21 protein-coding genes are annotated in these 16,525 nt (G+C 69.4%); all 21 read left to right on the top strand.

The genetic code is table 11. From position 1 onward, the window contains the following. Window positions 1–286 precede the first annotated feature (286 nt). The 21 genes from ACZ5PB_RS05065 (at window position 287) to ACZ5PB_RS04965 (ending at window position 16,440) form a co-directional block, all read left to right on the top strand. Window positions 287–1,048, top strand: coding sequence for a DNA-methyltransferase (locus tag ACZ5PB_RS05065; RefSeq protein ID WP_468688282.1), 762 nt, complete (start codon window positions 287–289; stop codon window positions 1,046–1,048). A 161-nt stretch (window positions 1,049–1,209) separates the two neighbouring features. Then, window positions 1,210–1,848, top strand: a complete 639-nt coding sequence (locus ACZ5PB_RS05060; RefSeq protein WP_468687865.1) for a DUF4913 domain-containing protein — start codon at window positions 1,210–1,212, stop codon at window positions 1,846–1,848. A 5-nt stretch (window positions 1,849–1,853) separates the two neighbouring features. After that, window positions 1,854–2,324 carry a hypothetical protein gene (locus ACZ5PB_RS05055; protein ID WP_468688281.1) on the top strand — a complete coding sequence of 157 codons (471 nt, stop codon included), beginning with the start codon at window positions 1,854–1,856 and terminating at the stop codon, window positions 2,322–2,324. Next, the gene (locus ACZ5PB_RS05050; protein WP_468687863.1) at window positions 2,321–2,935 is read left to right on the top strand and encodes a DUF3631 domain-containing protein; all 615 of its coding nucleotides are present in this window, start codon (window positions 2,321–2,323) and stop codon (window positions 2,933–2,935) included. Before ACZ5PB_RS05055 ends, ACZ5PB_RS05050 begins: the two co-directional genes overlap by 4 nt. A 63-nt stretch (window positions 2,936–2,998) precedes the next feature. Next, the gene (locus tag ACZ5PB_RS05045; protein ID WP_468688280.1) at window positions 2,999–4,114 is read left to right on the top strand and encodes a DUF8094 domain-containing protein; all 1,116 of its coding nucleotides are present in this window, start codon (window positions 2,999–3,001) and stop codon (window positions 4,112–4,114) included. Window positions 4,115–4,197: 83 nt separating this feature from the next. After that, window positions 4,198–4,662, top strand: a complete 465-nt coding sequence (locus ACZ5PB_RS05040) for a GNAT family N-acetyltransferase (RefSeq protein WP_468687862.1) — start codon at window positions 4,198–4,200, stop codon at window positions 4,660–4,662. Window positions 4,663–4,673: 11 nt separating this feature from the next. Then, window positions 4,674–5,363 (top strand): hypothetical protein, encoded by a 690-nt coding sequence (locus ACZ5PB_RS05035; RefSeq protein ID WP_468687860.1) that lies wholly within the window; start codon window positions 4,674–4,676, stop codon window positions 5,361–5,363. 43 nt (window positions 5,364–5,406) lie between these two features. Then, window positions 5,407–6,135, top strand: a complete 729-nt coding sequence (locus ACZ5PB_RS05030; protein WP_468687859.1) for a hypothetical protein — start codon at window positions 5,407–5,409, stop codon at window positions 6,133–6,135. A gap of 434 nt (window positions 6,136–6,569) precedes the next feature. Then, window positions 6,570–7,022: a hypothetical protein gene (locus ACZ5PB_RS05025; RefSeq protein ID WP_468687857.1), complete on the top strand. Its 453-nt coding sequence runs from the start codon at window positions 6,570–6,572 to the stop codon at window positions 7,020–7,022. After that, the gene (locus ACZ5PB_RS05020) at window positions 7,019–7,435 is read left to right on the top strand and encodes a hypothetical protein (RefSeq protein WP_468687856.1); all 417 of its coding nucleotides are present in this window, start codon (window positions 7,019–7,021) and stop codon (window positions 7,433–7,435) included. Before ACZ5PB_RS05025 ends, ACZ5PB_RS05020 begins: the two co-directional genes overlap by 4 nt. A 17-nt stretch (window positions 7,436–7,452) precedes the next feature. Continuing rightward, on the top strand, window positions 7,453–7,869 hold the full coding sequence (locus tag ACZ5PB_RS05015) for a hypothetical protein (RefSeq protein WP_468687855.1): 417 nt from the start codon (window positions 7,453–7,455) through the stop codon (window positions 7,867–7,869). 43 nt (window positions 7,870–7,912) lie between these two features. Next, the gene (locus ACZ5PB_RS05010; protein WP_468687854.1) at window positions 7,913–8,782 is read left to right on the top strand and encodes a winged helix-turn-helix transcriptional regulator; all 870 of its coding nucleotides are present in this window, start codon (window positions 7,913–7,915) and stop codon (window positions 8,780–8,782) included. Continuing rightward, window positions 8,779–9,366 (top strand): hypothetical protein, encoded by a 588-nt coding sequence (locus ACZ5PB_RS05005; protein WP_468687853.1) that lies wholly within the window; start codon window positions 8,779–8,781, stop codon window positions 9,364–9,366. Before ACZ5PB_RS05010 ends, ACZ5PB_RS05005 begins: the two co-directional genes overlap by 4 nt. Next, window positions 9,363–10,616 carry an MFS transporter gene (locus ACZ5PB_RS05000; protein ID WP_468687852.1) on the top strand — a complete coding sequence of 418 codons (1,254 nt, stop codon included), beginning with the start codon at window positions 9,363–9,365 and terminating at the stop codon, window positions 10,614–10,616. The genes ACZ5PB_RS05005 and ACZ5PB_RS05000 overlap by 4 nt, the downstream gene beginning before the upstream one ends. A gap of 122 nt (window positions 10,617–10,738) precedes the next feature. Then, window positions 10,739–11,944 carry an ATP-grasp domain-containing protein gene (locus ACZ5PB_RS04995; RefSeq protein WP_468687851.1) on the top strand — a complete coding sequence of 402 codons (1,206 nt, stop codon included), beginning with the start codon at window positions 10,739–10,741 and terminating at the stop codon, window positions 11,942–11,944. A 49-nt stretch (window positions 11,945–11,993) separates the two neighbouring features. Beyond that, a complete protein-coding gene (locus ACZ5PB_RS04990; RefSeq protein WP_468687849.1) occupies window positions 11,994–12,752 on the top strand; it encodes an SPDY domain-containing protein in 759 nt (252 codons plus the stop codon). 26 nt (window positions 12,753–12,778) lie between these two features. Continuing rightward, window positions 12,779–13,636, top strand: coding sequence for an SPDY domain-containing protein (locus ACZ5PB_RS04985; protein WP_468687847.1), 858 nt, complete (start codon window positions 12,779–12,781; stop codon window positions 13,634–13,636). 30 nt (window positions 13,637–13,666) lie between these two features. Then, window positions 13,667–14,146, top strand: coding sequence for a hypothetical protein (locus ACZ5PB_RS04980; RefSeq protein WP_468687845.1), 480 nt, complete (start codon window positions 13,667–13,669; stop codon window positions 14,144–14,146). Between the two features lie 351 nt (window positions 14,147–14,497). Then, entirely contained in the window at window positions 14,498–15,472 is a 975-nt protein-coding gene (locus ACZ5PB_RS04975) for an MSCRAMM family protein (RefSeq protein ID WP_468687843.1), read from the top strand. Between the two features lie 245 nt (window positions 15,473–15,717). Next, window positions 15,718–16,077 carry a DUF317 domain-containing protein gene (locus tag ACZ5PB_RS04970; RefSeq protein ID WP_468687842.1) on the top strand — a complete coding sequence of 120 codons (360 nt, stop codon included), beginning with the start codon at window positions 15,718–15,720 and terminating at the stop codon, window positions 16,075–16,077. Between the two features lie 69 nt (window positions 16,078–16,146). After that, a complete protein-coding gene (locus ACZ5PB_RS04965) occupies window positions 16,147–16,440 on the top strand; it encodes a hypothetical protein (protein WP_468687839.1) in 294 nt (97 codons plus the stop codon). Window positions 16,441–16,525 lie beyond the last annotated feature (85 nt).

Genomic DNA, 16,525 nt, shown 5'->3' with positions numbered 1-16,525 from the left:
CAAGGGGGAGGGATGAACCGTCGGCGAGGAGTGCCGTGCGGTTCCCAAACGGTAGGGCACGATCCCCGGTTGGCGAAATAGTTGGCTGCAGCCCAGTAATCCCAAGGGATTTGCTGGCTATGCGGGCCAACCGGGGATCGTGCCCTACAGTTTTGCCTTCCCCTCGCACACCTTTGGCCGTGCCGCCACCGGCTTTGCCCTGCCCGCATTCGGCCAGGTGTCTTTTCACCGTGTACGAGGCGGAGCGCAACCCACTCCCATTCCCGACCCGATCTGGGGACCCCTTTTGCCGTTTTCCCTCCACCAGGGCGACGCCCTGACCGTGCTGTCCGGACTGCCGGACAACTGCGTCGACACCGTCATCACCGACCCGCCGTACAACTCTGGCGGGCGGACCGCGAAGGAACGCACCAGCCGCAGCGCCAAGCAGAAATACACCTCCGCCGACGCCAACACCAAGAATGTTCTGCCGGACTTCACGGGCGAGAACATGGACCAGCGGTCGTACGGGTTCTGGCTGACACAGATCATGACCGAAGCCCACCGGGCCACGAAGACCGGCGGCATGGCGCTGCTGTTCACCGACTGGCGTCAGTTGCCTGTTACCTCGGATGCGATCCAGGCGGCCGGCTGGCTCTGGCGCGGCGTGCTCGCCTGGCACAAGCCGCAGGCCAGGCCGCAGAAGGGCCGGTTCACCCAGAACTGCGAGTTCATTGTCTGGGCCTCCAACGGGCCGATCGACGCCGCCCGCAACCCGGTCTATCTGCCGGGTCTTTACACCGCCTCGCAGCCCAGCGGCAAGGACCGCAAGCACATCACGCAGAAGCCCCTGTCGGTGATGCGGGAGCTGGTGCAGATCGCACCGCCGGGCGGCACTGTGCTCGACTTCTGCACCGGCAGCGGCAGTACCGGAGTTGCGGCGCTGCTGGAAGGCCGCGACTTCATCGGCATCGAGAAGACACCGGAGTACACGGAAGTCGCCGCCGACCGGCTTGCCGAAGCCCAGCAGCAGGTTCTCACTCAGGCGGACTTCACTCTGTCCGCCTGAACCCGCCTGCACACCGGATCGAACGAGCCGCTGCCATGAGCGGCCGTTGTGCGGTGCGCGGGTCTTTATAGCCGACGATCCCCGGTTCGCCAAACCGGGGATCGTACGGATTGTTGTCGTCGCATTCCTCATTCACTGTCTGCGGCTACAAGGAGACCTGCATGCCCGATCCCGCAAACCCCTATGACGAGGGCGAATTGGACCCAGTCCGTGTTCCGGATGCCGGATTGGAAAGTGTCGAGGCGACCGTCCGGAAGCTCCTCGACCGCTCCAAGGAACAGGCCCGTCAGCTCGACCACCTCTCCGCCCTGCCCGCAGCGCCGCTGTCTCCGTTCGCCGGCTTCCCGATGGCGGGACCGCCGCAGCCCGCTCCGCCGGAGCCGCGGCCCATCCTGGAACTGGAGGGCCAGGAGTACGAGTCCGAGCTGGATTCGCTTTCCGACTGGGTGGACGACTTCCTCATGGCGGTCTACGGCGCCGAGGTGACGACAGCGGCACCGTGGTGCGAGCAGTGGCAGGAGCACGACGATGTCGTGGCCTGGCTGCACGCCCTGTGGATGGCCTACCAGCAGCACAAAGACCCCGAAGCCGGGCTGTCGGGTCTGCTCGTGTGGCATCGCGACTGCTTGACCCACGCCATGGCCGCCGTGCGCGGACCGGGCGGCCCGTTGGCCGCGTGCATGACCGACCCGGACCGTCCCGCGCACCGCCTGCTGCCCGGCCCCAGGGGATCCACCCGTTCGACCTCCGCCGCGCCGTCGCCAACCGGCGCCGCCGGTGAACCAGAGGCGGCGGAGTGAGCGACATGCCGGCCTTCGGCCTCGCCTTCGACCCCAGGGCCCTCACCGATCTCCTCCAGGCCCCCTCCGACATCCGCGACCTGGCCCTCGCCCAACTCCAGGACGTCGTCCGCGCGGACCTCTCCGGCAGCAAGCTCACCGGCGACCTGACCGGGTTCCGCAAGCTCTACGTCGACCATCGCGCCGAATGGCGCACCGTCTACGCCCGGCGCCCGGCCCCGCCGACCTCCGTCCGCCCCGCCGAGATCTACGTGGTGGCGATGCGCCCGAAGGCCCGCAACGACGTCTACGAGACCGCCATGGCCCGGCTCGGCATGGCAACCCGTCCGGTCAGCGTCCGCACCCATGCCGCCCGCGCCGTCTCACCGCAACTGGCCGCACAGCGGCCCGTCCCGAGACCGGCACCGCCTGCCATCCGCTACGGCCTGCCCACTCCCGCCTCCCTTACCATCCCGCTGAAGGACCGTTCCCGATGACGATGTTCCCCACCTTCCTCGACCGCCTCGCCGCTGTGCTGCTGACCACCACGCCACAGCAGGAGAACCCCCGCCACCGGGCGCTGCTCGACACGTACATCAGCGTGCAGCTCCTCGACCAGGAGCTTCTCGGCCTGGCCGACCCCGGCCGGGCCCCGACAGACCCGGTGGACCACCTCGACGCCCTCATCGACCTGATTGAGGAGCGACTTGCCGCAGGCGGCGAACTGGCCCGGCTCCTGTCGACCGAGTGCTGCTGCGCGGAGGAAGTCGCCCAGGAACTGGACGAAGAAGAGGACCAGGAGGACTGCCGGTCCTGCCCCGGTGCGTACGCGGCGCCGACCACGATTGTCGACGCCGTGCTGGAAGCGTTCGCCGAGCGCGGCGACCCAGACGCCATGTCCTCCGCGGACCTCGTGGCGGCGCTGCGCGAACTGCCGGGAGTGGCCGAAGGGCGCTGGCGCTACAGCGATCTCACCCAGGCCCGCCTTGCCCAGCTCCTGGCCCCGTACGAGATCACCACCCGCGACACCACGCTCCCCGACGGTCGCCGCCGCAAGTCCTACCGCCGTGCCGCAGTGCACGCCACCCTCCAGGGCCGAGGCTGCTGAACTCCTCCTTCACGGACTGCACCCCGCGGTCAGGCGTCCTCCACTTCCTGCCCCCGCGCCCGCATCGCCCCGCCCAGGCCGACCGAGCCGCTGGCGCTAGCCCCCGCACCCCCACCTTCAGGAGCCTTCCCCATCCCTCCGATCAACGTTTCCCGGCTCGCTCTCCCGGCCGCCGTCGCCAGCCTGTGCGCAGTCCTCTCTGCCTGCGGCACCAACGCCCCCGAACCGGCCCCTAACCCGGCCCCCTCCAAGCCCGCGGCCCCGGTCATCCAGGAGCCGCCGGCCCTCAGCCCGGAACAGGCACGAAGCATCGTCGCCCGCCACACCGAGACCTCGCGCAAGGCGTACATGTCGCTCGACAAGGCCCTGGTCGACACCGTTGAGGACGGCCCGCTCCGCACGCAGTCGCTCGCGCGGATCAAGGGGAACCAGGGGGTGCCCGCGCTGGAACGCCCCCCGCATCCAATGCCGGTCAGCCCACCCGCCGCCCAGCTCTACATCCCGCGCATCGCCCCGCACACGGAATTCGCCACGAACGGCACGCCGCGCTGGTTCGCCGCCGCGACCACCGTAGGCACGGACGTGTGGTTCACGGTCTACGCAGAGCGGCCCGCGCAGCAGCAGTGGAAGGCTGTCAGCACCGTCCTGCTCGGCAACCAGCCACTGCCGACGATCGCCCTGGACGGGGACGGCTTCGTTACGGCTGTCAACGCAAATGGTTTGCCCACCAAGCCGGACACCCTGAAGGCCGCTGTGATCGACAACTACGCCACGGGCGGGCAGCAGAGCGCGAAGAAGGTCTTCTCTCCGACTGCCGCGAGCCAGCGCCAGGCCAAGATCCACGCGACTGCGGGCAAGGGCTACGGCGACAAGGCCCGCACCACCTTCGCGGGAGTCGCGTCCACCGATCCGACGTACGCGCTGCGCACCGCTGACGGCGGCACCCTCGTCCTCTTCTCCCACACCCATGCCCAGACCGACACGGTCACCCAGCCGGGGCTGGGGCTCATCCCCAAGAAGCGCGATTACCCGTGGATCGGGACCGCACCGCGTCCCGCTATCCAGTACACCTTCCTGTGCGCCGACGCGGCCACCGTGCCGCGCGGAAGCGGACCGGCCCAGCTCCTTGACACCAGCTGTGCCCGGACCGACGTATCCGGGCCCGGCACCCGGGTCTGAGCACCAGACCGAAATCCCAGCAGCAAGGAGCAGCACCCCTGCCCACACCGTCCTTCCTCGCCCGCCCCACCGGCACGTGGCGGGTGACCGAAGCCGACGGGCACCTCCTTCAGGCGCTGCACCGAGCATGTTCGCCCGCTGGCCTGCACCGCCGCTGGGGACGTACCCACGTCGCCTCCCGCGACGTCGCACAGCTGCTGGCGCACACGGACTGCTGGATCACCCGGGACACCGCCGACGGCACCCCCACCGCCCTCCTCTGCCTCGGGCCCGTCACTCGGGAGCCCGGCGTCGTCGATCTGGGACTCCAGGTCGCCGACGCCCGGCAGAGGCAAGGGATCGGGACCGCCCTCGTCCACTACGCCGCGGCCCGTGCCCACGCGCACGGCGCACACACCCTCACCGCTTACACCGAGGCATCGAACCGGCCGATGCTCCGCCTCCTGGCGAGCATCGGCCCCGCCCAGCACACCCGCCACGGCACCCACCTCGACGTCCGCGTCCCTCTCGGCGCCCCGGCCGCCAGGGGAGGAACGCCGCCCGCATAAGGAGCTCGTACTTGCCGCCCACCACTGAGCCGTCCCGCACAGCGCTGACCGGGCTCGATCACCGCATCGAGGCAGCCGCGAACCGTACCGTCGACCAGCTGTGGACCTACCGCGACAACGGGCTGCTCGATGAGGATCAGGCCCAACTGGTCGATGCCCACCGCCGTCTCGCCCAGGCTGAAAAGGAAGTGACCTTCTTCCGGACCCGGCTGCACACCCTTGCCTCCGGCGCCTACCCCGTGGACGAGGCCCTGTTCGCGGGGATCGGCCGCACGCTCACGGCGCTGGCGGAAGCCGCCGGTATCCGCGACGACCGCGTGGCTGAGGTGGTGGCACTGCTGGAACCAGTCGAGGCACATGCCCACGCCCGAACACCTCGTGGCGAGCCGGATCTGGACGCTCCGGACCTGGCCGTGCTCCTGGAGGTCAGCCGCGGGGCCAAGTTGTACGAGCACCTGCTCACCCAGCAGTTGTCCGTCGTGACCGGCTCGACCCGCATTCCCTACAGCAAGTTCCAGCGCCTTGAGGAGGCCGGGCTGCTTACCCGCGACACCTCCCACCCCGTCCACGCCGGGCAGCGGGTCACTGTCACAGACGCCGGCCGCAGGGCCTTGGCAGGCACTCGCAGCGACAGCCCCGCTGTCCCTCTGCCTGCCGCACGGCCGGGTGCCTGGCCCGGATCACCTCCCTCGCGGCGCTGACACCACACCCCCCGACTACCTGTCCACACGACTGAAAGCACCGATGCCCCGACACGAGGAAGTGAATTTCCGGCTCGACGGATACGAGGCCGTCACGCCGCAGATCGAAGACAGCTTCTGGACGCACATCGGCATTGAGCAGCCCGAGCTCACGATGCTGGCCGAACATCACACTGAGGACAACCGGCACAGCTACTACGTCCTCCACAACGAGGCGGTGACCTGGGGAATCCCAGGGCAGCCCCAGATCGTGGCGCTGCATCTGGAACGCGATGGTGTGGCAGGGACGTTCCGGTTCACGCACAAGGAATTGCCGCTGCCCGCCATGGCCCAGGCGTGGGTGATCGCCCGCGGCTGCCCGTCGGACGCCATCCGGTTGCGTCCCGACATGGGCACCGTCCCCGCCGACGAGGCGACCCGGTCTCTGGAACAGCGCCTGCTGTTCGACGCCAACCACTTCACGGTGCTGAACAGCTACACCCACGACGGTCTCGATCAGCCGCTGACTGTCGTGCTCCTGCGGGCGAAGGCCGCGCAGGTGTCCTTGCCTTTCCGGGTCCTGGTGGAGAACGTCGACATGTCCGCAGGGACGTACACGCTGCGGGAAGGCGGCTTCGACACCTGGGAAGCAGCCGCTGACTGGATGGACGAGCGTCTCGAAGGCGGCGACACGGTGCTGCCCCACTCGCCTCCGGTGGTCCGTCCCCCGGCCTCGCCGGTCGAACCGGCGCGCCCCGCCGGGAGTAAGCCCCCGGGCATCCGGCGGCGCTGAACTCCCTTTTAGAGGCCGCTGTATCGCCCGTGCGGCACGCCTCAAGGCGGCGGGCGGGGCGGGAATATAGCAGCCGATTCCCGGTTCGCGAAAAAGGGAAATCTCCGGAGTCTGGGAATCAGGCCGAACGCCCCCTGGGCGGGCTCTCCTTTGCATCCCCGCATTGCTGTTCCGGAGGACAACACCCGTGTACACCTCGCGTCTTGCCGCGTTTGCCGCGCTCCTGGCCACCCTGATCGCACCGGTCGTTCCAGCAGCTCAGCCGAGTTCGCTGCCCACTGCCACGGCAGCTCCGGCCCGGATCGCAGTTCCGGACCGCGAATGAGACCCCTTCGAGCGGCTCCTGCGGGGAGTGCAACCAGAACCCGGCACATGCGGCACAGCCGCCCCTCCCCGAATACATCGGCTGGAATCCAGCGGAAAGGAATTCCGACATGCCTGACGACGACATCGTGGGCGTCCTGACCCAACAGGTCGAGGCGCGGTTCGAGATGAGCATCGACGACCTGAGCCACGCCGTACAGGCGGCACCCCAGGCGCACCCCGAAGCCGAAGAGGTGGTCCGCTGGCACGGCCTTCTCGTCGCATCCCAGAAGGACTTGGAGACGGGCGAGGACGCCCTCATCGCAGTCCTTGGCCAGAGCCCTGGCGAGCTCGACGACCCGGCCATGCACCTCGCTCATCAGGTGAACGCATTGGTCGCCTCCCGGGACGGCAGGGCCCTGGTGCTGAAGTTCCTTCTTGACTCCGACGCGCCCGGAAAGGGTGCCCCGGGTGTCTGGCGCGGCGCCACTCCGCAGGCCCGGCGCTCCGTATCCGCCCAGTCCGGGCCGCTCACGCTGCCGAGCCTCCCGGCTGCGGCGGCCCGGGGGGCGGCCCGACAGTGAGGGCAGGTCAGAGCAGTTCGCGTGACCGGCAGATCGAAGTGGCCTTCGGCGCACCACTGCACACGCTGCACCAACGAGTCTGCCGGCTGCAGGTACCCGAGGGCCTGCCCCAGGCCCTGGAAGCCCGGCAGTTCCTGGCTTTCGTCGAGGAGCGCATCACCCTGGTGCGCGATCGGCTCCACCGGGCGACCGCGCCCGAGGCCGCCATCGGCGACCTCTCGTACGACGCCATGAGGTTCGACACCAGCCTCCTGGAAGCGCTGCTTGAGGCCCACGCGAAGGCGCTCTCCTCGCTCGACGAGCACCTGCCCCGCGCGCCTGGGCGCCCCGAAACGCCGGTAAGCCGGGTGCGGTTCTCCCAACCCCGGGCCATCGCCCGCTCCCCCCAGGAGGCGCCACCACGGACACGCTGACGACCCGAGGAACCTGATTGACCACCCCTGTGACCTCCCAGGAACTGGGCAACCGAATCGTCGACCTGTACGGGCAGCCGCTGCCCGTCCTCACCTCACACGCCGCCGCAGTCCCGCACAACACCATGCTGGGCGCCCTGCTCGCCGGACATGCGGAACTGCAACTCGCCGAGCGCAACATCGACTTCCAGCGTGACGCATTTCGCCGGCACACCGACCCGGAGCGCAGCACCGAAGCCGTTGACGCCCGCCACCTCTTCGACTGCGCCAGGCGCATCGGCGAATCCGTGGCCGTCCGCGACACCCTCTGCACCCTCCTGAGCGCCGTTCTGCAGAGCCTGCACCGCACACCTGCACCCGACGTTCCGACGGCGGCTCCCGCTCTGTCGTCCCTACCGGCTGCCCCGGCCCCGCCCGCTGCCCGTACGCGCTGAATCCCGCTTCCCCCCTCGTTATCCCTGTTGAGGAGACATCCCCTTGGCCACCACCGGTCCGACCAGCACCACCGATCTGTCCCGCGTCTGCGAGAGCCTCGACATGATCAAGGCCCGCTGGAGCGTGTGGGTCCTGATGACGCTCGCAGCCCAGCCGCTGCGCTACACGGAGATCAAGCCGCGCCTGCCGTGGCTGAACGACGGAACCCTCCACCCCCGCCTGCGCCACCTCACCGAGGACGGTCTCGTCGAGCGCACCTCCTACGGGCGCCGTCACGTCACCTACGGGCTCACCACGCGCGGCAGGGAGCTGATGCCGGTCCTGAAGATGATCGCCGCCTGGGGTGACACGCATCTGGAGAAGGACTTCGTCCGTTCCCCGGCCACCGGACTGGACGAACCGGTACCCATGGCACCGGCGCAGAACATCGAGGACACCCTGCTCCTGATCACGCCGCGCCACGCCACTCCCCTCCTGTGGGCGCTGCGCGAACGGGGGGCCTCCAGCGCCAAGTCCCTGGCTGCCGTGGCCATGCCGGGCCTGACCTGGCACAACGTCTACCCGCTGCTGGACCGCCTGCGCAACGACGGCCTCGTCACGGCCCAGGGCTCCGAGTTCACCCTGTCCACCAGCGGCAGTTCGTTGGCCCCGGCGTACCGGGCGCTGTCGGCCTGGGCGAACGCCCGCCCGCCCGCGGAAGCCGCCACCCACCGCGTCTGGGGAGAAGCACAGGCACTCCCCCCGTCGCAGGCGGAGCCCGGCACCTGGCTCACCAACCCGACCAAGGCGGCACCCACCCCCCTCACGCCCCAGGACCACGCCCAGTCGGCCCAATGGCGGGGATCGGAGATCTTCTCGCACCAGATACCGGCCCGCCCGCTCGCCGCCCCTGCAGCAGGGCCCCGCCGATGAACACCCCCCTTGCCACAGGCCAGTTCGTCCGCACCGTCACCACGCTTTCCCACGCCGGACTGATCCGCCTGGTCAGCGAAATCGACGACAACGGACCGCTGCCCCGACGCGGTCTCACTCGTACCTTCCCCGATCTCGCCCGGCATCTGACAGGGCACGCCGTACGCACCGCCCACCGCCAGCACCTGGTGGAAGACGCAGTCCACGACGAGCGCCCCAGCCACCAGCTCACCGCCGCAGGGGCCGAACTGGCGGACCTCTACGACGCCGCCGCCCGCTGGGCACGCACCCACCACTATCCCCAGCGCGGCAGTTCTTTCGTGCTGCGTGTCCAGGCGGCCCTCGCGCTCCTGGCCCAGCAGCAGGTGCGCGACGTCCTGGCCTCGGCCTCCCACGGCCCTGACGCCGCGGCCCAACGCTTGGTGGACCTCGGGATCCTGCCGAACCGCGCCGCGCTCGCCCAGCTGTCGGAACCATGGACCCTGCTCTCCCGGTGGCTTCGCACCTACACCGATGCGCTCGCCGCGAGGACACGATCCGGCACGGCAAGCCGGTCCACAGGTAAGGAGGCGCGGGCGGCGTGAGATCCCGCACCGGGCCTCTGCATGCCCGACGCCCGGCTCTGAGCCCGCTGCGCGGGGTTTACCTCCCCCGTACTGCGGACGCAGTCGCTTTCTCGCTCACCACGTACGGCATCCCGCTGTTGGTGCTCGCCCTCACCCGCTCCGCCAGCCTGACCGGGCTCGCGTTCGTTTTGGAGTGGGTACCGCGGCTGTGTGCGTTCGGGGCTGCGGGTGCCATGGTCGACCGCTACGGGGCCAACCGTGTGTTCCGCTGGGCGTCGGTCGCGCGAGCGGTGGTCACCCTGGCCGCTGCAGGGGTCCTGCCCAGCCTGCCGGACGGCCCGACCATGACCGTCGCGGTCATGATCCTCGCCGCCAGCACGGGCATGCTGACCGAGTTCAGCTTCATCGCGGCCGAGACGGCGGGAGCCACAGTCAGCCGCTCTGTCGGCGGCACAGCCCACCGGGTGCAGTCGGTGCTGCTCGGCATCGACCAGACAGCCACCCTGGCCGGCCCTGCTCTGGGCGGGCTGCTCCTCGAAGGGGTGGGCCCGTCCGGAATGCTGGCCGCCATCGCCTTCTTCTCGCTGCTCGGCGCCGCCATCGCACCGTGGCACCGCGAGTATCTCGGCACGGAGAAGCCGGTACCGGCCCTGCAGAGCCTGCGTGTTGGCTGGGCCACCGTGCGCGCCCTGCCGACCCTGTCCTGGCTGGTGGCCGGCCTCGCGGTCAGCAACCTCGCGATCGGCACCCTCCAGGCGGCCACCCCCGTCATCGTCGTGCAGACCCTGGGCCACTCCAGTGCCTCGGTAGGACTCATCTGGTCGGTCGCCGCCGCGGCCTCCCTGCTCGCCGTTGCCGTCTGCCGCCTCGCGATCGACAGGTTCGGCATGTGGCCAGTTGGTGCCGTCGCCGCGACCGTCGCCTGCGCGGCCTGCCTAGCCGTCGCCGGAGCCGACACCTACTCCACCTACCTCACGCTCGTCGCCGTACTGCTGGCGGGCGAGGGCGGCTTGACGGTCGTGTTGCGCACCCTGCGCTCCCAGCTCATCCCCGCAGGTGTCTTAGGCAGCACTCTTTCCCTGACCATCCTGCTGCTCCTCCTGCCCTTCCCAGCGGCCGGAGCCGTGGTGGCCCTCACTCCACCGGAATCCCTCGGCCACGTCCTGCTCGGACTCGCAGTCCTTCAGGCCCTGGCTCTGGCTACGACCTTCAGCAAGATCCGCAGCCACCCCCTCGTACGCCGTACCTCCGAGGCAGCCGTCGCCTGACGCGCCGCTCACCTCTGTTTCGTCCTCATTCCCCCCTTCTAGGAGTTCTGTTGTCCGCACGCCGTGTCGTTCTGGTCATCTCGCCGTCCGAGGAGGGCGTTGAGGGATACAGGTCGTATTGCATGGCCCACGTCGCCGACGCCTACGACGTCGTTCTGATCACTGGTGAACAGCCCACCTGGGAGCAGGAGTTCATCTCCGACTTCGAAATCGCGGACCCTCTCGACGAGCAGGCCCTCGCCGTGGCCGGGCAGGCGCTTGCCGCACGCCACCAGGTCGCAGGAGTGATCACCTGGACCGAGGACTACCTCGTCCAGACCGCCCGCCTCGCTGCCGTACTCGGCCTGCCGACCAGCAGGCCGGAGTCGATGCTTGCCGCCCGTGACAAGGCCACTGCCCGCCGCCTGTTCGCGCGCCACCAGGTGCCCTCGGCCGATTTCGCGGCGGCTACCTCTCTGGTGGAAGCCGCAGTCGCCGCCGAGACGATCGGCTACCCAGTCGTTCTCAAGCCCGCGGCGGGCATGGCCAGCATCGGAGTGATCCGCGTCAACGCGGCGGAGGAACTCCCCAGCGCCTTCGAGACCGCTTTCGCCGAGGCCGGCCACGCCGTCGAGAGCACCAAGGTCTTGATCGAGGCGTACTTGGACGGGCCGGAAGTCTCGGTCGAGTGCGTCACCCACCACGGCCGCACCACCGTGATTGCCGTGACCCGCAAGGAACTGGGGGCCGAGCCGCACTTCGAGGAGGTGGCGCACTCCGTCGATGCCGGTGACCCGCTGCTCGCCACGGTGGCGCCGGTGGCCACGGCGGCGGTCAAGGCCCTGGGCATTGACGAGGGAATCCAGCATGTGGAGATGCGGCTGGTCAACGGTCGACCGCACCTGATCGAGGTCAACGGCCGGGTCGGCGGCGACATGATCGGCCACCTGGTGCACCTGGCCACCGGCGTTTCCCTGCCCCGCGCCGCCGCGGACATCGCCTGCGGATTCGCCCCTGAGCTCACCGCTACCCGCGCCGAGGCCGCCGCGATCCGCCTGCTCTACCCGGACACCAGTGGCACCCTCAGCATCCGCGAGCTTCCTGGTCGGCCGACCGACCGCGCTCCCTGGCTCGACCGCCTCCACTGGCAGCGCCAGGTCGGCGACCAGATGCTGCTCCCGCAGGACGGGGGCACGCTGGACACCGCCCGCATCGGCTTCGTGATCGCTATCGGCTCCACCGGAGCTCAGGCCCAGGCCCGCGCGAGCGAGGCACAGCGCAGCCTCGCCATCCACGTCACCCCCGCGCCCGACCACTCGGCGTCCGTCACCACGGCCTCTTCGTCCTAGCCCTAGGCATGTCCCGTTCCTTGATCCTTTTCCCCATCATGGAGCCCGCATGACCGACGCCCCATCCACAATGAACGCGGACACGAACGTCTACGTCTCCCCCCGCTATCTCGCGGGCGAAGGTGACCCCGCTTCGGCTCTCCGCAACGCCTGGCAGCCCCTGCTCGACGCCGAGTGGGCTTTCTACGAGAAGCCCGACGGGCCTCAGCGGCTGTGCTCCAGCCCGTGCCAGCGTGTCCGTACCGGCCACCAGTACCCGGCGACCGGCCCATGGTTCACCACCGTGCAAAGCGATCCTTTCGCTCCTTCCCTCTGGACCGCACGCTGGAGCACAGGCACCCCTCAAGAACTGCTCCACGCCTTCCATCAGGCACTCCTGACCTCTTACGGCGCGGACAGCTTCCTCTTTCCCGCCAAGCCGGCCGACTGGTCAAAGGAGATTTACCTTCCCCTCCTGAACAGCGGCTGGGCACACGATGCCAAGTGGTGGGAGCAGAAGTTCACCTCCCCCGACGGCGAGGCCGTGTTGAGGAATGGGACCGGCAACCTGACGCAGTGGGAGCTGAATGTCGGTCCGTCACGCTCCGGATGGTCGGCCGTCTTCGACCGCACTCCCGTGCACCTCATCGCGGCGTTCACCACCGCCGTCGCCGATACCGCCCCGCTGCTGCGTACTGCAGGCCAGGTGCCGGGGCAGTACCACCCGCACGTCACCGCAACACTCGCCTCGGCAGCCTCACACCCCACACCGAGCCGACCCGCCTTGCCGCCGTCCACCCCTCGGCCGGGTGTGAGCCGCTCACGTTGACCTCACCCCAGGAAGTCCCCCTGTCTATGACAGAACCCGACACGATCGACGGCGACGTCTACGTTTCCCCGCGCCACCTGGCCGGAACCACCGGCACCGGCGACCCGGCTCTCGTCCCCCTCCGCGCCCTGGGCTGGGAACTGACCCGCGACGAGGCCGCCAACGTCTACCTCGCCTCCCCCGACAACAAGGTCCGCGTGGGCTACCTCCCCGAGGGTGACGACGACGGCCTCTGGCGCATCAACGCCTACGAGGATGCGTTCGCCGAGCCGGTCTGGGGCGTCTGCTTTAACGACCAGGCGCCCACAGAGTTCGTCACGGCCTTCACCACCGCCCTCGCCCAGGCGTACACCGACGGCCCCGGCGCCTACCTCTACCGTCGGCACCAGCCGGCGCGTACCGCACTGACGCCGCTACGTGACCAGGGGTGGACGGAGGAGCGTGGCTGGTCGGAGTCATTCGACTCCACCGGCTTCGTCTTCACCTCGCCCGACGGCAGAGCACGGCTGGACCACCCCGTCGGCTACCTGAGCCACCATCACGAGCTGACCACCCTCGACGCCCGCTGGTGCCTGACAGGCGGCGCCGGGTATGCCCGTTGGTACGCCACCGCATCCACCAACACCCCCATCCCCCTGGTCACCGCCATCACGGAAGCCGTCGCCGACCCTGCACCCCTGCCCCGATGGCGGGAGAGCATGTCGCCCTACCTGCGCGCCGCCGCTCACCTCACCCCCGTAACCCCGCCGGCCCCCACCCCGCTCGACCTACGCCGACTCACCGCCCGCAGACCTCCGTCGCTCGCCGCACGCAGCATCCCCCGCTGGAGCACCAGCAGCCTTCCACGCCCTGCAGCCGCCGTCCCGGCCGGGCCACGCAGGTAACTCAACCACCCCCTCGATTCCGGAGCCGCCGTGCCGTTGCACGCCCAGCAGTTCTTCACCGACCACCTCACGCTCCCCTTCGAGACCACCGTCGTCGGTGACACCTGCTACGCCGTCCCCGAGCCCGCCTCGCCCCTGCGTCTGCGCATCGACTTCGCCCCCTCCATCCGCCAGAACGAGTACGACGGGCTGCGCCTCCGGGTCATCCACCCCGACCAAGGCACCCTCGATACCGCCCTGCTGCCCTTCGCCGAACACGGCACCTTCACCCGCCGCGACGCGGCCCGCGAGCTCCGACCTGGCCAGGACGGATACGCCCGCATCCGAGACTGGCATCCCCAGAGGGCCGAACCGCCGTGGCAGGGAGCCGAGGTCAGCGGGCTACGTCGCTCCGTCGAGCAGTACGCCCGCATCTGGTTCCCCAGCCCGAACGCCACGGCCGCACCGCCGCTCACCGCTCGTCAAGCCGCAGCGGTGTACGCCAACGGCGCACGCCTCCGCACCCGCTGACCTCGTACCAAGCCCAGCGGGAGCCCTGATCGTGCAGGCCGCCGGCCTCCCGTCCTACGACTAAGCCCTCTGCCAGGGCGTGGCCACCATTGGCCCAATGCCCCTCGACACCCAGGCACGCCACCTACGGGTGGCTGTCTGCCGTGATGCCGCAACCGTCCCGCCCCGCCCTTCACGAACCCGGCGCTCGAAGACCGCGGTGCCGTCATCCCGGTCGGCGCCACGGCGTAGTCGGTGATCCCGCTCTTCCACTTATCGCTCACCTTCCCGGCACGACCGCCCCGTTCAGTTGCTCCAGGAGTTCTCATTTCTCTGTGTCCCCGCCCGGCCCGTCGTACGTCGACGACCGCCTTGACCGTCCTTGCCGCAGTCACCGGCGCCCTGGCCTGGGCGCCTGCGGCCTCGGCCAGTGCGCCGGACCCCGTGACCCCCACTCCCGCCCCGCCGGCCCTGCGCACGATGCCGGAGTCCGGCAGCCTGAAGATCCTCAAGAAGGACCCGAGCGGGGCCACCCTCGCCGGAGCGTCCTTCAGTGTGCTCGACATGAACGGGAAGCTGATCGCGTCCGGCAGGACCGGTGCGGACGGCTACCTACTCTTCCCAGATCTGTCTGCCGGTATCTACCGGCTGAAGGAAATCGCCAGCGGCAGCACGGTGCACGACGTCGTCGCCGACCAGGACGTGGTTATCACCTCAGCCAAGGAACTACCCCTGACGATCGTCGACCCCTTCAAGCCGGGCGAGGTCATCGTGAAGAAGACCGACAAACGCACCGGCGCACCACTGGCCGGAGCCGTCATCAACCTCGTGCCGAAGAACGGTAAGGGCAACCCGCTCACCCTGACCACCGGCAAGGACGGCACGGCCAAGGCCCAGCTCCCCGTTGCCGCCCGCACCGGCAACACATACACCGCCACCGAGACCAAGGCGCCCGCCGGCTACGAACGCGACGCTAAGCCGGTCACACTCACCGTCAAGCCAGGCGTGTCCGTCACGGCCACCTTCGCCAACACGGCCACGGAGAAGCCAACGCCCACACCGGAGCCGACAAAGCCCGGCACAACCACACCGATCAAGCCCCCGGTGCAGCCCACCGAAACCCCGGACACTCATCCGCCGGCCACGCCTGCGCCGACCACGAAGAAGACCGTGCCGGACAAGCCCGCCCCGGCGCCGGAGGGTGCCCTCGCACATACCGGCGCGGATGCAACCGTGTGGATCGCCGGTGGGGCCGGACTCCTGCTCGCCGCAGGTGGCGGAGCGGTGATCGCCGCACGCCGTCGCACCACCGGCGCAACCGAGCCCGACCAGACCGAAGCGAACTAACCCCCGCCCGCCCCCATCGACCCCCAAGCCCCCGAACTCCCCACGGAGTTCGGGGGCTTCTTGCGTTCATAGCCTGAGATCGCGCGGCCGGGCCCTCCTGGCGGTGCGTACAAAACGGCGAGAAGGCGTCACCTTTCCGCCAGTTCGCCCGGGGCAGACAGGAAAGATCCCCAAAGGACTGGCCAAGGGGGGCGAGAGCATGTCAACGTAAACGCCTTCCCGGAAAACACCAGGTCAGAGAGGTGATGCCTGTGACCGTGGAGGTCGCTCCCTACGGATTCGCTACAACCACCGAGGCGCGCGAGGCGCATACATGGCAGCTCGGCAGCGGTGAACCCACCCACGTCACCGACCTGTTCAGCGCCAAGTTGTTCCACATGATCGTGGACGACCGCCGAGACGTGCACATCAGCTCCCACGACGGCCGGCTCTACGTCGGCTACTACCCGCACGGCCGCTACGGAGCACACAACGAAGGCTGGAAAATCGTGGTCACCGGCACCGTGCACTTGCAGGGCTACAGCATCACCTTCGGCACCGCGACCCCCGCATCGGTCGTCGCAGCAGCCGTGACTGCAGTGCTCGACGGCGCGCGGCCCGCGTGAACGCCTGCCCATCGAAACACCACGGCGCCTCCCGCCCGTGAGTAGTCGCCCCGACGCAAGGAGAACCTCATGGATGATCCGCTTCTCTCGGAGATGACCGTCGGTGACGCGCTCGACCAGCTCTCCGTTTACGACCGCGATGCCCCGTTTCGGATGGCCATCAACCCGTTCTTTCCCATGGCCCACCGCCCTGCCGAAGTTGTCGCCGCACCGGACGAGACGGGGCGGCTGGTGGTCTTCCTGGCGGAGGCTGCCGACGGGGAGCAGCTTGGATATCTGCCTCCCAGTGTTGCCGTCCAGCTCACGTGGCAGCGTCCGGTCGAACCGCCCACGCCTCCGCGCACCCGCCGACGTGCAACCTAGGCCCACCCGCACAAGCACCCCCACCACGCCAACGGAGGCGACCTGAACTTCCACCACTCCTTCGAACCTCCCGCCCCCAACTCCC

It is taken from the genome of Streptomyces sp. NPDC032721, assembly GCF_055579625.1.
The sequence above is the reverse complement of the archived record's forward strand: the minus strand, read 5'-3'. Positions and strand labels throughout refer to the sequence as shown.

Coding starts and splice junctions, on each gene's coding strand:
- ACZ5PB_RS05060 (WP_468687865.1), top strand. CDS start 1,210: ATGCCCGATCCCGCAAACCCCTATGACGAGGGCGAATTGGACCCAGTC.
- ACZ5PB_RS05055 (WP_468688281.1), top strand. CDS start 1,854: ATGCCGGCCTTCGGCCTCGCCTTCGACCCCAGGGCCCTCACCGATCTC.
- ACZ5PB_RS05050 (WP_468687863.1), top strand. CDS start 2,321: ATGACGATGTTCCCCACCTTCCTCGACCGCCTCGCCGCTGTGCTGCTG.
- ACZ5PB_RS05030 (WP_468687859.1), top strand. CDS start 5,407: ATGCCCCGACACGAGGAAGTGAATTTCCGGCTCGACGGATACGAGGCC.
- ACZ5PB_RS05025 (WP_468687857.1), top strand. CDS start 6,570: ATGCCTGACGACGACATCGTGGGCGTCCTGACCCAACAGGTCGAGGCG.
- ACZ5PB_RS05005 (WP_468687853.1), top strand. CDS start 8,779: ATGAACACCCCCCTTGCCACAGGCCAGTTCGTCCGCACCGTCACCACG.
- ACZ5PB_RS04995 (WP_468687851.1), top strand. CDS start 10,739: ATGGCCCACGTCGCCGACGCCTACGACGTCGTTCTGATCACTGGTGAA.
- ACZ5PB_RS04990 (WP_468687849.1), top strand. CDS start 11,994: ATGACCGACGCCCCATCCACAATGAACGCGGACACGAACGTCTACGTC.
- ACZ5PB_RS04985 (WP_468687847.1), top strand. CDS start 12,779: ATGACAGAACCCGACACGATCGACGGCGACGTCTACGTTTCCCCGCGC.
- ACZ5PB_RS04970 (WP_468687842.1), top strand. CDS start 15,718: ATGCCTGTGACCGTGGAGGTCGCTCCCTACGGATTCGCTACAACCACC.
- ACZ5PB_RS04965 (WP_468687839.1), top strand. CDS start 16,147: ATGGATGATCCGCTTCTCTCGGAGATGACCGTCGGTGACGCGCTCGAC.